The organism is Caulobacter sp. GW821-FHT09B08, from assembly GCF_059418225.1.
On the sequence record NZ_JBWKPL010000007.1, the window covers coordinates 225,448 to 239,132 of the forward strand.

General features: G+C 68.4%; 14 protein-coding genes. 4 read left to right on the top strand and 10 right to left on the bottom strand.

The window, feature by feature from the left end; all coding sequences use genetic code 11:
* Position 1 precedes the first annotated feature (1 nt).
* Positions 2-799: an SH3 domain-containing protein gene (locus AC07OA_RS19815; RefSeq protein ID WP_494665534.1), complete on the bottom strand. Its 798-nt coding sequence runs from the start codon at positions 797-799 to the stop codon at positions 2-4.
* Between the two features lie 96 nt (positions 800-895).
* Here AC07OA_RS19815 and AC07OA_RS19820 point away from each other — a divergent pair, with 96 nt between their 5' ends.
* A complete protein-coding gene (locus AC07OA_RS19820; protein ID WP_494665535.1) occupies positions 896-1,750 on the top strand; it encodes a crotonase/enoyl-CoA hydratase family protein in 855 nt (284 codons plus the stop codon).
* 196 nt (positions 1,751-1,946) lie between these two features.
* Here AC07OA_RS19820 and AC07OA_RS19825 read toward each other — a convergent pair whose 3' ends face one another.
* The 5 genes from AC07OA_RS19825 to AC07OA_RS19845 form a co-directional block, all read right to left on the bottom strand.
* Positions 1,947-3,257: a hypothetical protein gene (locus AC07OA_RS19825; protein WP_494665536.1), complete on the bottom strand. Its 1,311-nt coding sequence runs from the start codon at positions 3,255-3,257 to the stop codon at positions 1,947-1,949.
* A 110-nt stretch (positions 3,258-3,367) separates the two neighbouring features.
* Positions 3,368-3,610 (bottom strand): hypothetical protein, encoded by a 243-nt coding sequence (locus AC07OA_RS19830; protein WP_494665537.1) that lies wholly within the window; start codon positions 3,608-3,610, stop codon positions 3,368-3,370.
* On the bottom strand, positions 3,588-4,349 hold the full coding sequence (locus AC07OA_RS19835; protein WP_494665538.1) for a DUF899 domain-containing protein: 762 nt from the start codon (positions 4,347-4,349) through the stop codon (positions 3,588-3,590). The genes AC07OA_RS19830 and AC07OA_RS19835 overlap by 23 nt, the downstream gene beginning before the upstream one ends.
* 102 nt (positions 4,350-4,451) lie before the next feature.
* The gene (locus AC07OA_RS19840; protein WP_494665539.1) at positions 4,452-4,988 is read right to left on the bottom strand and encodes an SRPBCC family protein; all 537 of its coding nucleotides are present in this window, start codon (positions 4,986-4,988) and stop codon (positions 4,452-4,454) included.
* The gene (locus AC07OA_RS19845) at positions 4,985-5,371 is read right to left on the bottom strand and encodes an ArsR/SmtB family transcription factor (protein ID WP_494665540.1); all 387 of its coding nucleotides are present in this window, start codon (positions 5,369-5,371) and stop codon (positions 4,985-4,987) included. Before AC07OA_RS19845 ends, AC07OA_RS19840 begins: the two co-directional genes overlap by 4 nt.
* A gap of 210 nt (positions 5,372-5,581) precedes the next feature.
* On the opposite strand from AC07OA_RS19845, the gene AC07OA_RS19850 reads away from it, so the two are divergent.
* The gene (locus AC07OA_RS19850; RefSeq protein WP_494665541.1) at positions 5,582-6,652 is read left to right on the top strand and encodes a sterol desaturase family protein; all 1,071 of its coding nucleotides are present in this window, start codon (positions 5,582-5,584) and stop codon (positions 6,650-6,652) included.
* 170 nt (positions 6,653-6,822) lie between these two features.
* Here AC07OA_RS19850 and AC07OA_RS19855 read toward each other — a convergent pair whose 3' ends face one another.
* From AC07OA_RS19855 to AC07OA_RS19870, 4 genes are all read right to left on the bottom strand, one after another.
* A complete protein-coding gene (locus tag AC07OA_RS19855; protein ID WP_494665542.1) occupies positions 6,823-8,070 on the bottom strand; it encodes a pentapeptide repeat-containing protein in 1,248 nt (415 codons plus the stop codon).
* Between the two features lie 96 nt (positions 8,071-8,166).
* Positions 8,167-9,126 (bottom strand): magnesium transporter CorA family protein, encoded by a 960-nt coding sequence (locus AC07OA_RS19860; protein ID WP_494665543.1) that lies wholly within the window; start codon positions 9,124-9,126, stop codon positions 8,167-8,169.
* A gap of 51 nt (positions 9,127-9,177) precedes the next feature.
* A complete protein-coding gene (locus AC07OA_RS19865; protein WP_494665544.1) occupies positions 9,178-9,879 on the bottom strand; it encodes a CHAP domain-containing protein in 702 nt (233 codons plus the stop codon).
* Between the two features lie 70 nt (positions 9,880-9,949).
* Positions 9,950-11,044 carry an acyltransferase family protein gene (locus AC07OA_RS19870; RefSeq protein ID WP_494665619.1) on the bottom strand — a complete coding sequence of 365 codons (1,095 nt, stop codon included), beginning with the start codon at positions 11,042-11,044 and terminating at the stop codon, positions 9,950-9,952.
* 118 nt (positions 11,045-11,162) lie between these two features.
* Here AC07OA_RS19870 and AC07OA_RS19875 point away from each other — a divergent pair, with 118 nt between their 5' ends.
* Both AC07OA_RS19875 and AC07OA_RS19880 read left to right on the top strand, forming a co-directional pair.
* Complete coding sequence (locus AC07OA_RS19875; RefSeq protein WP_494665545.1) at positions 11,163-11,942, top strand: TerC family protein; 780 nt, start codon at positions 11,163-11,165, stop codon at positions 11,940-11,942.
* A gap of 130 nt (positions 11,943-12,072) precedes the next feature.
* Positions 12,073-13,641 (top strand): MDR family MFS transporter, encoded by a 1,569-nt coding sequence (locus AC07OA_RS19880; protein WP_494665546.1) that lies wholly within the window; start codon positions 12,073-12,075, stop codon positions 13,639-13,641.
* Positions 13,642-13,685 lie beyond the last annotated feature (44 nt).

A 13,685-nucleotide genomic window follows, 5' to 3' on the forward strand; every position in this document is an offset into this window, starting at 1 on the left:
CTTACGCCGGCGTCAGTTGCCACTCGCCGCGGGTGTCCTTGCAGGCGCTGTAGCGCTCGCTGGTCGGGCGGTCGCCCTTGGTGCTGATCGAGGCGTTGATGATCCGGCAGCTGGGCGCGGGGCCGTAACCGCTCTGGCGCAGCAGCGAGGCCGAGACATAGCCCGCGCCGTAGCCGCCGCGACCCACCAGCAGCCAGTTGCTGGAGGGCACGCCGCCCAGCACCTCGACCCGCTCGCCGGCCGCCAGCTTGCCGACCACCTTGCCGCTGGTCGAGGGACCCGAGCGCAGGTTGGCGGTGGAGCGGGCCGAATAGTCGCCGCCGACCGCGTCGTAGCTGCGCAGCGTCTGGACGCCGCGCTCGAAGCGCAGGGTGTCGCCGCTGATCGGCGGGCCGTAGCTGGACGAGACCACGTCGATGCGGCCCGAGGCGCCGGTGCGCGAATTGCTCCAGGTCTCGCTCGTGCCGTTGTCCAGCGCGCGCTTGGTGGCCTGCTGGGCCAGGGCCTGGTCGGTCGACTGCATGCGGCAGCCGATATAGGCCCCCGCCGCCGCGCCGGCCGCGCCGCCGATCACCGTGCCCAGGGTCTTGTTGTCCTTGCTGACCGCGCGGCCCACCAGGGCGCCGACGCCGGCGCCGATCAGGGCCCCGCCCTCCTGCTTCTTGCCCGAGCCCTCGCAGCCGAACAGGCCGCCGATGCCTTTGGACTGGGCCAGGGCCGGCGCGGGCGCGGCGGCCAGGGAGGCGAGGGCGACGCTGGCGCTGAGAACGGCGGCCAAGGAAGTAGATTGTCTGACCATGGGGAAGGTCTCCTAGGACTTGGGCCTTCGTGGGAAGGCCGGTTGGCGTCCGCCGCCCTCGTGATACAAGTGATCAACGATAAGGGAGAGACGAGCGTGTCGGACAAGCCAGACTATAGCTGCTTCGATGTCGAGATCGAGACAGGCGTGGCGCATCTTCGCCTGAAACGTCCCGAAGCGCTCAACACCATGACCCGGGCGTTCTGGAACGAGCTGCCGGCGATCGTGCGCGACATCGACGACAACGCCCTGGCGCGCTGCATCGTCATCTCCTCGACCGGCAAGCATTTCTGCGCCGGCATGGACCTGTCGGTGTTCACCGACGGCGAGGGCGTGACCGGCGGCGAGCCGGCCGACCGCTTCGTGGCCGCCGAGAGCTTCCGCCGCCACGTCCATCACCTGCAGGACACCTTCACCTGTCTCGACCAGGCGCGTATGCCGGTGATCATGGCCATCCAGGGCGGCTGCATCGGCGGGGCGGTCGACTTCGCCAGCGCCTGCGACATCCGCTACGCCAGCGCCGACGCCTTCTTCACCATCCACGAGATCAATATCGGCATGACCGCCGACGTCGGCACCTTCCCGCGCCTGTGCAAGCTGATCCCCGAGGGCTGGGTGCGCGAGCTGGCTTATACGGGTCGCCGCCTGCCGGCGGCTCGGGCCCGCGAGCTGGGCCTGGTCAACGAGGTGTTCGCCACCCACGAGGAGGTGGTCGCCCACGCCCTGGGGACCGCCCGCGAGATCGCCTCCAAGTCGCCCCTGGCCGTGGCCGGCAGCAAGGTGATGATCAACTACGCCCGCGACCACTCGATCAAGGACGGGCTGGACTACATCGCCACCTGGCAGACGGGCATGTTCTCGCCGCCCCACATGCTGGAGGCCTTCCAGGCCAAGGCCCAGGGCCGCGAGCCGGTCTATCCTGACCTCGTGCCCTTGAAGAAGCGGATGTAGGGGAACGACCGTCTTTCAAAATCCGTCATCCCGGGCCTTGTGCCCGGGACCCCTGGTTCAGCTTTCACGTGAAATGCAATGGCGCGCCAGCGCGCCACCCTACTGCACTTGCGGCGGACAGAGGGGTCCCGGGCACAAGGCCCGGGATGACGAGCGTTTGGGGGCGCTGAATGCATTGAACCGCCCCGCCCGGACCTCAGGCAGGCACGATGTTGACAATGGAGGCCTGGCCGAGGTTTCCGGTACCGACCCAGTTGTCGCCGCGGCGCTGCCAGTTCAGATACAACGGGGTTCCGACGAACCCGAGCACCGGCAGGAAGGGATCGGTCCTCCATCCCCGCGCCACCTTGTTCGGCGTCATCACGATCCGCAGCGGCATGCCCTGGGGTCCTGTTCTCACGGGACGGCCGTTGGTGACGAACATGGGCGCCCCCAGGCCTAGAATGAAGGCGTCGTTGGGGCCGCTCCTGTCAAAGGTCCAGCCTTCAAGGCCGTTCCGCACACGGTTGATGTCGCGGAACCCCATCTTGTTGTCCAGATGGGTTCTGAAGGGCGGGTTGGTGTACATGACGTGCGTGGTGTCCCACCCGCCGCGGTGCATATGCGGGCCTTGGACGAGATACTTGCGGCCGTCCACGACCTGGGCCGGCAGGGTCCGGGTCCATGACGGGATCGCCTCGTTCAGCATGGCCTTCTGCTCGGCCATGGCCTTGACGGTGGCGGCGATCTCCAGCTCCAGCATCTGGAAATCACCATTGGCGATGCGGGCGCTGGCCAGTTGGGACAGGCCCATGTACTGCACCATGAACAGCCCATGCAGCCACTCGTCCAGGCGCCGCCAATAGGTGCTCAGCGGCGTGTCGGGCTGCAGTTGCCGGTCGAGGAACACCGGCGCCCAACGCTCGCAGAACAGGCGGATCAGCGGCTCGCCGCCCTCCATGGGATTCTTGACCAGCAAGACGTCGCTGATGGTCTTCAGGCTGGCCATGGTCCCGCCGCTGACCTTCAGGATCTCGGCGCGCAGCTTGGGGGCCTCGCGGTTGCGCTCGTCCTGGTCCTCCACCTTCGACAGGCGCTCCAGCCACTCGTGGAGGAGCGAGATCTGCTGCATCGAAGGGTAGCCGCGCGTGATCAGGTGCTGGAACTTCACCTCGCTCAGCAGCACTTCCAGCTGCTTTATGATCTGCGCCTGCTGCTGGGTGATGGTCTCCAGCAGCGTCCGGATGCGTTCCAGCTCGGACGGCCTGCCGCCCAGGCCGATGGCCCGCAGGAGCTGGGCCGAGGCCCAGTTGATCGCCCTGTTGCCGCTGCGCCGGGCCAGCTCCTCCAGCCTGGCCTTCAGGAAGTCCACGATGCCGTCGGGCGACAGGATCGCCTTGGCCTCGTCGTTCGCCTGGGCCTCGAAATTGGCCTCGTCGCCGTAGAGGGTGGTCAGCACCGTCGACTGCGCGAACGCCACCATCTCCGTCCCGGCTTTCGCCCCGACCTCGGTCGTGTCGCTTGCCATGAGCCCCTCCCTGGGTGACGCGCGTCGGTTCTCGAAATACGAGCCGACTCTTGGAAAGCAACTGGGGCGAGCATGGCCGTCTATGTCGGCAAGTCAACACAGAACCCCGGCTATCGCCTACCCCGGCCGAGGCCCGGCCGCAGCCAGACGCCCAGATGGAACAGGCTCATCAGGGCGTACATCGCGGCCATGCCGGAGAGGCCGCGCCCCTCGGCCGAGCAGAGCCCGGCCAAGGGGGTCTCCGGCGCCAGGGCGGAGGCGGCCGCCATCAGCGCGAAGGTCGGGGCGGCCGCCAGGGCCAACACATGCGCCAGGAGGCGGGCCGCGCCCTCAGGCCACGTCGTATTCGTCATGGCGGCGCACCCACAGGCCCGTCTCGTTGCGGCCCTTGGGCGCGCGGTCCAGCCACGGATACATGCCCCACAGCCCGTCCAGCCCGCGCGCGTAGCTGGAATAGGTGTGATAGGCGACGCCGTCGACCAGGGCGAAGGCGCTCAGCCCCGGCCGGTCGCGGGAATAGGCCGCCGCGTCGACGCCGGACCGGGCGGCCAGCTGCGCCACCGGCTCGGGCGCCGGCTCCAGGTCCATCACCCCACCGCCGCGCCGGTAGTTGTAGTCGATCAGGCCGGCGCGCTGCTCGACCTCGGTGAAGGCGACGTTGAAGTCGAAGCTGAAGTCGCCGCCCGCCGACGAGGCCCAGGGGAAGGTCCAGCCCATGCGCCGGCGATAGGCCAGCAGCTTGTCCAGCGGCGCGCGGGAGACGGCCGTGAAGGCCACGTCGTGGTGGCGCAGGTGGGTGACGATGCCGTTGAAGCCGTCGGCCACCGACGAGCACGAGGTGCAGCCGGCCGTGAAGTCCGGCCCGAACATGAAGTGGTAGACGATCAGCTGCGAGCGGCCGTCGAAGAGCTCGGCCAGCGAGGCCTCGCCCTCTTCGGTCTGGAACCGATAGTCCTTGTCGATGCGCACCCACGGCAGGGCCTGGCGCTGGGCGGCCAGGGCGTCGCCGCGCCGGGTCAGGTCCTTTTCGGCTTCCAGGAGCGCGACCCGGGCCTTCAGCCACTGATCGCGCGAGACGACTTGATTGAGCATGACGGATCTCCTTTTCGGGGGCGTTTCAGACACACGCCGTTGTCATCCCGGAAGCCTCGCAGAGGCTGTCCGGGATGACAGCGGAGAGATGCGTGGGGCGGCTTAGACGCCCGCCAGGCGCTCGGTGTACTCGGCCTTCAGGCGGGTCCAGACGTCCCAGAAGGGCGTGGGCGGGGTCTTGCCGGCCATCCGCGCCACCAGCACGTCCAGGTGGGCGTGCCAGCCGGCGCTGACATTGAGCAGGCCGGTCTTGTCGGCGACGCGGCGGTGAGTGACGGTCAGCAGCACCTTGTCGCCGGCCGGCTCCAGCTCGAACGACACCTGCCCCTGGTTCCAGGTGAAGACCAGCTTGCGGCCCGGATCCAGTTCCAGGACCCGGCTCTCCATGCTGTGGCTTTCGCTGAAGCCCTCGGGTCGCACGCCCGGCGGGTCGGACAGGTCGTTGTTGCGCCAGGTCAGTTCGAACGGCGCCCCGACCTTCAGGTCCATGTCGCCCGAGGCCATCCACTGGCGGCGCAGGTCGCTCTCCGTCAGATAGGCCCACACCCGGTCGACCGGGCCGGGCAGCAGGCGCTGGATCTGCAGCGTCATCGGCTCGATCAGGGCGCCGTAGGGGTCCAGGGTCGCGATGTCGGTCATCGGTCGTCTCCTTCGGTCGGTTCGGATTTGGGAGGAAGGACGGCAGCGTTGCGGGCGTCGTCCTCGCGCAGCAGGCGGTCCAGAACGTCCAGACGGCTGGTCCAGAAGCGCTCGTAGAAGTTCAGCCAGTCGTGGGCGCCGGCCAGGGGGCCGGGGTCCAGGCTGCACAGGTGGGTGCGGCCCCGCACCTGCCGGCGGATCATGCCCGCCCCCTCCAGCACCTTGATGTGTTTGGAGGCGGCGGCCAGCGAGATCGCGAACGGTTCGGCCAGCTGGCCCACCGTGCGCTCGCCGTCCGCCAGCTCGCGCAGCATGCGCCGGCGGGTGGCGTCGCCCAGGGCGTGGAAGACGGTGTCCAGTTCGGGTGCGAGTAATTCAACCATGTGGTTGAACATGAAGATGCGCGCGAAAAGAGTCAACCGCTTGGTTAAATATAAAGCCCCAAGCGTCGCCTACCCGACCGAAAACCCAGCAAAACAAGGGAAATCGCCGCGAAAAACCCACCCAAAATGGTGGCGCGTCAATCTGTCCTTAGTCTCGTTGTGCAACCTTTCGTCGCAGGGGCTCCGATTTTCAGGGGCGGGGGACGACGAGTGGAACAGGCACAGGCCATCCGCGCCGAAGGGGCGCAGGGTCTCGCCGGCGCGGCGATGCGCCGGCTGCTGCACCCCGTGGCCCTGGGCCTGGTCGCCGCTCATCTGGCGCTGCTGGCCCTGGCCTGGTGGGCGCTGCACCACCTGGTGCCCGACACCCTGACCCTGGACCTCTTCGGCCATGTTCGCACGGTCAGCGAGGTGCATCGGCGGGTGATCGACCGCACCGTCGAGATCAGCCTGCTGCTGCCGGCCGTGTTCTTCATCGAATATCTCTGCACCGGCTGGGAGCAGAGCTCGGCGCGCCAGCTGCTGGCCGACCGCACCGGATCGGTGTGGACCGACATCGTCTGCTACCTGATGCAGTCGGCGCCGTTCTGGACCCTGATCACCACGGTGATGAGCCTGGGCGTGGTGGTCGCCACGGGCGAGGGGCTTAGGCGGCTGCTGGGCCTGGCGGGCCTGGCCCCCAGCATCGCCGGCGCGCCGCTGGCCCTGCAGGCGACGGCGCTGTTCGGGGTCTACACCTTCTTCGACTACTGGAGCCATCGGCTGGACCATTCGCGGCTGTTCTGGCCGCTGCACCGGTTTCACCACAGCGCCGAGTCGTTCTGCGTGGTCACCGCCGCCCGCGTACATCCGGCCGCCTTCACGGCCGTGGTCGGGGCGGTGCTGCCCGGCGTGCTGCTGGGCGCCGACCCCGCGGCCCTGGCCTATATGGGCCTGGTCATCATCGTCATCCGCCTGGTCGTCCACTCGCGCATCGAGTCCGACTTCGGCTGGGCGGGCCGCTGGCTGGTGCAGTCGCCCCTGCACCACCGCCTGCACCACAGCCTCAACCGCATGCCGATCAACCTGGCCCTGCTGCCGATCTGGGACCGCCTCTTCGGCACCTACCGCGCCCCGCCCGCCCAGGCCATGCGCATCGGCACCCCCACCGATTACCGCCACGGCGCGGGGATCCTCGCCGACGTCTGGCGCGACTATCGCGACTTCTGGACGGGGCTGAGCGCGATGGTGGGCAAGCGGCTGGGGCGGCTGAAGCCGGCCCGCCAGACCCCTCTCTCTTAGAGAGAGGGAGGGGCCCGCCGCCGCAGGCGGTGGGAGGGTGAGAGGTTTCACCCTGTCCGGAAAATCCCGAGATCCACGTTCAAGGGCGGACGATCTCTCGTCCGAGCTTCATTCGGAGAGAGTGTAACCTCTCACCCTCCCATGGCTTCGCCATGGGCCCCTCCCTCTCTCTATGAGAGAGGGGTTGTTTCCGGCAGCTCCGCGCTGGTGAAATCACACCCGTCCAACCGACACCGCGTCAGGTCGGCGTCGATCAGGCGGGCGCGGCGGGCGCTGGCGCCGGAGAGGTCGGCGCCGCGCAGGACGGCGCGGGAGAGGTCGGTGCGCAGGATGCGGCCCTGGGCGATGGTCAGGGGGCCAAGCTTGGCGCCCGACAGGTCGGCCCGCGACAGCTGGGCGCCGATCAGCCGCGCGCCGCGCAGGTCGGCCCCGCGCAGATTGACCCCGCGCAGGTCGGCGTCGGCGAGGTTCGCGCCCTGCAGCTGCACGCCCTCCAGGTCCATGCCGAAGAAGATCGCCCCCGGCGCCGAGAGACCCGCCAGGCGGCGCTTCTTCAGGCGCTTGAGCGGCCGGAAATCGACCATCGGGATCTTGGCCACCACGCCGTCGCGGCCGTCGGTGGTCACGTAGAGCTCATGCGCCTCCAGCACCTCGTGCAGGGGCTCGTCGTCGATATAGATGATCGCCGGCGGGGCGCGCAGCACCTCGGTCAGGTCGGCCCCGTCGAAGGTGGCGCCGGCCAGGTCGGCCCCGGTCAGCACCGCCTTGCGCAGGCAGGCCCCGGCGAAGTCGGCGTTGTAGAGATTGGCCTTGGAAAGGTTGGCGCCGCTCAGCTGGGCGCGGTTCAGCCGCGCGCCCTGCAGGCCCGCGCCCGTCAGGTCGGCGTCGGAAAGGTCGACCGCCCGGGTCAGGCTGCCGCCCAGCTGGGCGCCGGCCAGATTGGCCCCGCCCAGCAGGGTGTAGTCCAGCTCGCCGCGCCGGGTGCGGTGCTCCAGGATCCTGAAACCCTCGACGCTGTCCTGGGTGGCGATGATCCCCTCGCGCAGGTCGCTGCCCGACAGGTCGGCGCCGCCCAGATTGGCCCCGCGCAGGCAGGCGCCGCGCAGGTCGGTCCGCGAGAGGTCGGCCTTGCGCAGGTCGGCGTCGCGCAGGTCGGCGCCGTAGAGGGTGGCCCGGCCCAGCTTCACCCGCGACATCAGGGCGCCCGACAGCCGCGCGCCGGTGAGATCGGCCTCGGAGAGGTCGACGCCCTCCAGATCGACATTGTCGAGATCGACATAGGAGAGGTTGGCGCGGGTCCCGGCCGGCTGGCCGCGCAGATAGCGGGCGTGCCCCTCGATCGCGGCCTTCAGCGCGGCGGGCGCGAGGCTGCGGATCAGGTTCTGCTGGAGGATGGAGACGGACGGGGCGGCGGACATGTCGGACGGGCTCTTTTCACAAAACCCTGTCACGCCAGATTTAAGGAAACGTTCAGTCTAGTTTCAAAAACGCGATAAAAATCAACGTCTCGAATTTTACAGCCAGCCGCGCCGCTTGAACCACAGCAGAGGTCCGGCGGCGGCCACCACCATCAGCACGAGGGCGAACGGATAGCCGTGCAGCCAGGCGAGCTCGGGCATATGGACGAAGTTCATGCCGTAGATGCCGGCCACCAAGGTGGGCGGCAGGAACATCACCGAGAACACCGAGAAGATCTTGAAGATGGCGTTCTGCTCGATGTTGATCAGGCCCAGGGCCGCGTCGAGCAGGAAGGTGATGTTGCCCGACAGGTAGTTGGAATGGTCGGTGATCGACTGGACGTCGCGCTGCAGCGATTTGAGGTGATCGCGCAGTTCCTTGTCGCCGTCGAACTGGTCGGCCAGGGCCGCGAAGCTGAGCAGGCGGGCCAGCGACACCAGGCTGTCGCGGGCCTTGGAATTGATGATCTGGGCGCGGCCCAGGCGGTTGAGGATGGCCTCGAAGGCCGCGCCGCGCGGGCGGCTGAAGATGGTGCGCGACTGCACCTCCACCTCGGCGGCGGTGCGCTCCAGGATGTCGGCGGTGCGGTCGATCACCGCGTCCAGCAGGCCCAGGAAGGTCTGGACCCCGCCGGGGCACAGGCTGGGCTGGCGCTGGGCCTGGGCGGCGAACACCGCGAACGACTTGGGCTCGACATAGCGAATGGTGACCAGCCGCTGGCCGACCAGCACGAAGGTCACGGGGGCGGCGGTGGGCAGGTCGCTGTCGGCGTTGACCAGCACCGTGGCGGTCATGAACGTGCCGCCGTCCTCCTGGTAGAGGCGCGAGGAGGCCTCGATCTCGGCCATCTCCTCGCGGGTGGGCAGCAGCAGGCCGATCGATTTCTCGACCGCCACTTCCTCGGCGCGGGTGGGATTGACCAGTTCGACCCACACCGCGTCGCTGGGCAGCGACCAGTCGGGCGTGAGACCGCCCGGCTCGAAGCCCGGCGCGCCGTGGCGCAGCACCCTCAGCATGGGAAAGGAACTTTGTTCACGCCCCGGGCATGGCCCAAGGCGCGCACGGCGTCAACGCGTGGGTTGCGACTTGTCGTCGGACGACGGCGACGAGGACTGCGATTGCGCGATCAGGGCGGCGATGCGGTCGGTCGAGTCGGCGGCCTGGTTGATCATGTCCAGCGGCGAGCTGGCGCGGACCGAGGCGGCCACCTGGTTGGCGGCCGACTTGGCCAGCGAGACGGCGGCGTTCTGGGCCAGGGCCATCTTGCTGGTGGCGGCCGCGATCGTGACCGCCTGGTTGTTCTGGTAGATGAAGCCGTGGGTCGGATAGACGGTGGTGCCGAGATCCCGGATCGGGTCGTACCAGACCTTGACCTGGCTCCAGTCGCCGGCCGGCGAGACGTCGACCACGGTGACGTCCTTCTCGACCTGGCCGCGGCCGCCGTCGATGATCGACCAGTTGGCGTGGGTCACCTGGATCACGCGGTCGGTCAGCACCTGGCTGACGAAGGCCACGTGGCCGAGGTTCATGCGGGCGGTGGGCTTGAAGCAGAGCACGGCGCCGGCGCGGGGCACGAAGCCCGTGTCGTACTTGCCGACCGCCTGGCTCCACCAGGTGCGGGCGTCGCCGAAGATCTGGATGCCCGACATCAGACGCGCGAACGGAACGCACTGCCAGTACCCGTCGGCCACCGCGCCGGACATCGGCACAAGGCTGATCATGGCGGCAGCGGCCAGGGAACCCCAGAGGGCTCTCGTCCGTTTCGTCATGCTGTGGGTACTCCCCCGCGTCACTGGGCTAAGGGATAACCCTGCCTGGGAAAGATGAAAAGTCTGTTTATCAGGCTTCCGCCGTGGCAGGTCGACGCGCCTTCCACGCCTTCGCCCAAGCTTTCATCCCCTCCCGCGCAGGCTTCTCGACCAGATGGTACGAGAGGGCCGAAAGCGGAACCAGTGCAAAAACGATCACCGCCCAAGCATAGGCCGGCAGCTGATCGCCCTCGATCTTCAGAAGCTTGAGCGCTGCATTCACCGCCAGGATCTTCCAGGGGATGCAGATCATGTAGGTGGAGTAGCTGATCTCGCCCAAATACACGAGCGGGGCCGAAGTCGCGAAGCTGGAGCCGCTCGCGGCCAGGGCCGCTAGCATGACGATCAGCCCCCCCAGGGTCATGACAATTACATTATCCGGGGCGTCGAAGTGCACGGCCAGCAGCACGGCGGCGCCCGCCAGGCAGGCGCCCAGCCCCGAGAACCGGCCGGTCAGGGCGCCCGAGCGCCACAGGGCGTGCAGGGCGCAGCCATAGGCGAAGCAGGGCACGATTCTGAGGAAGCCCCAGCGGATCGTCGCCTCGGTCAAGGGAAAGCCCGCCAGCGCCTGGAAGATCGGATAGAGGGCCGCGATCACCGCCAGGGCCAGGCCGACGGCCAGGCGCGGACGATCGCGAAGGCGCCAGGCGGACCAGGCGAAGGCCGGGAACGACAGATAGGCGAACCACTCGGCCGAGATCGACCACGACGGATGGTTCCAGCCCGAGACCGGCGCAAAGCCCCAGGCCTGGACCAGCAGCAGATTGGCCGGCAGGGCGCTCCAGGCCAGCATGTTCTGGTCGACGGCGATCCCGGCCAGGCCGGCGGCGGCGGCCATCAGCCCCACGCCCGCCAGGGTGACCAGGTGCAGCGGATAGACCCGCGCCAGCCGGTTCCACAGGAAGTCGCCGTACTTGAACCGCCCCTCGCCGAAGCCGCTGAGATAGACGTGGCAGAGGATGAAGCCCGACAGGGTGAAGAACGCCTCGACCCCCAGATAGCCCTTGCCGATCATGGCCGGCGGAACCGCCGCCGACAGGTTGGGCCAGTAGTGGTACATCACCACCCAGAACGCGGCGAAGAACCGAAGGGCCGTCAGGGGCTTGATATTGGCGGCGTCTGGCATCATCTCGACTCTCGGTTCGGCGAAGCCTGGGGGCTTCCGTCGCGTTCCTTGCATGGACGACGCCTTCTGAGGGGGAGGCGTTTGGCGCGTTTTCCGGACCAGAATTTAGAACGGTACGATGAACGAACTCCTTCACCTCGCCGCGGACCCGGCCGTCTGGGCCGCGCTGGTCACGCTGATCGTCATGGAAGTCGTGCTCGGCATCGACAACCTGGTGTTCATCTCCATCCTCTCCAACAAGCTGCCGCCCGAACATCGACAGAGGGTGCGTCGGATCGGCATCTCGTTGGCCCTGATCATGCGACTGGTCCTGCTCTCGACCATCGCCTTCATCGTGGGCCTGACCGCCCCGGTGTTCGACCTGGGCCTGGCCGGCCCCGTCTCGCACGGCGTTCCCAGCTTCGAGACCGCCTTCTCGTGGCGCGACCTGATCCTGATCGCCGGCGGCCTGTTCCTGATCTGGAAGGCCACCAAGGAGATCCACCACAGCGTCGATCCCAACGCCGGCGAGGCCGCGCCGGACGTGAAGACGGCGGCGATCTCCAATGTCGGCGGGGCGATCTTCCAGATCATCCTGTTGGACATCGTGTTCTCTATCGACTCGATCCTGACCGCCGTGGGCATGACCGACCACCTGCCGGTGATGATCGTCGCCGTCATCGTGGCGGTGACCGTGATGCTGCTGGCCGCCGATCCCCTGGGCAACTTCATCAACGACAACCCCACCGTCGTGATGCTGGCCCTGGGCTTCCTGCTGATGATCGGCGCGGTGCTGATCGCCGAGGGCTTCGGGGTGCACGTGCCCAAGGGCTACATCTACGCGGCCATGGCCTTCTCGGCCGGCGTCGAGGGGCTGAACATGCTCTCGCGCCGCAAGGGCGGTCCGACGAAGCACTAGGACGCGACCGGGGACAGGCGCATGCGCCTGTCCCCAATTCGTGGCGCCGCGCGAATAACGCCGACGCGGGAGCGACGCGGCCGGGTCACGTGTTATGTGATCCGCCCCGCTTCCGCCGACGCAAGGTCCCATGACCACCCAGACCTTCACCGAGACCGAGCGCCGGCTGACCCTGGCGGCGCTGATGATCGTCTTCCTGCTCAGCGCCCTGGACCAGACCGTGGTCTCCACGGCCATGCCGCGCATCATCGCCGAGCTGAACGGCCTGACCCTCTATGCCTGGGTGACCACCGCCTATCTGCTGACCTCGACGGTGATGGTGCCGATCTGGGGCAAGCTGGGCGACATCTACGGCCGAAAGCCCATCCTGCTGGCCGGCATCGGCGTTTTCCTGGCCGGCTCGTGGCTGGCGGGGCTGTCGGGCGAGTTCGGCGACGTGCTGGGCATGAACGGCATGGTCCAGCTGATCGTGTTCCGCGCCCTGCAGGGCGTCGGCGGCGGGGCGCTGTTCACCACCGCCTTCGCCATCATCGCCGACCTCTATCCGCCGCGCGAGCGGGCCAAGTTCGCCGGGCTGTTCGGCTCGGTCTTCGGCCTGGCGAGCATTTTGGGTCCGCTGATCGGCGGCTATTTCACCGACCACGGCACGGTGCGGCTGGGCGACCACGTGATCGCCGGCTGGCGCTGGGTGTTCTACGTCAACCTGCCGCTTTCCCTGCTGTCACTGTTCATGGTGCTGGTGAAGATGCCGCCGCTGGAGCACCGGCGCTCGGGCGCGGTCGACTATCCGGGCGCGATCCTGCTGGTGGCCGCCTTCGTGCCGCTGCTCTTGGCGCTGAGCCTGGGCGGTCACGACTTCGCCTGGAGCTCGCCCCAGAGCATCGGCCTGTTCGCCTTCGCCGCCGTGGCCCTGGCCGCCTTCCTGTTCGTCGAGAGCCGGGTCAGCAACCCGATCCTGCCGCTGCGCCTGTTCGCCAACAAGGTGTTCGCCGGGGCCAACGGCGCGGGCTTCCTGCTGTCGATGGCGTTCCTAGGGGTAGTTACCTTCCTGCCGCTCTACATGCAGCTGGGCATCGGGGTGGACGCCACGACCAGTGGCCTCGCCATCCTGCCGATGATGGGCGGGCTGATCGTCAGCTCCACCCTGGCCGGCCGGGCCGTGACCAAGACCGGCCGCTACAAGCCCCTGCTGATCGCCGGCGCCCTGCTGCTGATGCTCGGCTTCTGGCTGCTGAGCCGGGTCAGCGCCCACACGGGCCTCGCCGACCTCTGCTGGCGCATGGCGGTCGTGGGCCTGGGCCTTGGCCCCAGCCAGAGCCTCTTCAACATCGCCATCCAGAGCGCGGTCGAGCCGCACGACATCGGCGTTGCCACCAGTTCCAACCAGTTCTTCCGCCAGATCGGCTCGACCATCGGCGTGGCCGTCTTCGGCGCCCTCCTGACCCACCGCCTGGCCCACGAGGGCCTGGGGCTCGACCTGGGCGCCCTGCAGGGCATGGCCCTGAAGGCCACCGCCCAGGGGGCCGCGCGCTCCATCGACCCGGCCTTGGCGCAAGCCCTGACCCACGCCCTGACCGGCGTGTTCCTGGGCGGGGTGCTGGTGGTGGCCCTGGGCCTGGCGGTGACCCTGTGGCTGCCGGAGATCCCCCTGCGGGGGCGGATGCCGGTGGAGCAGACGCTGGAGAAGGAGCCGGCTTAAGCCACGGCCGGGGACATGCACTTGTGCGTGTCCCCAAACACAGG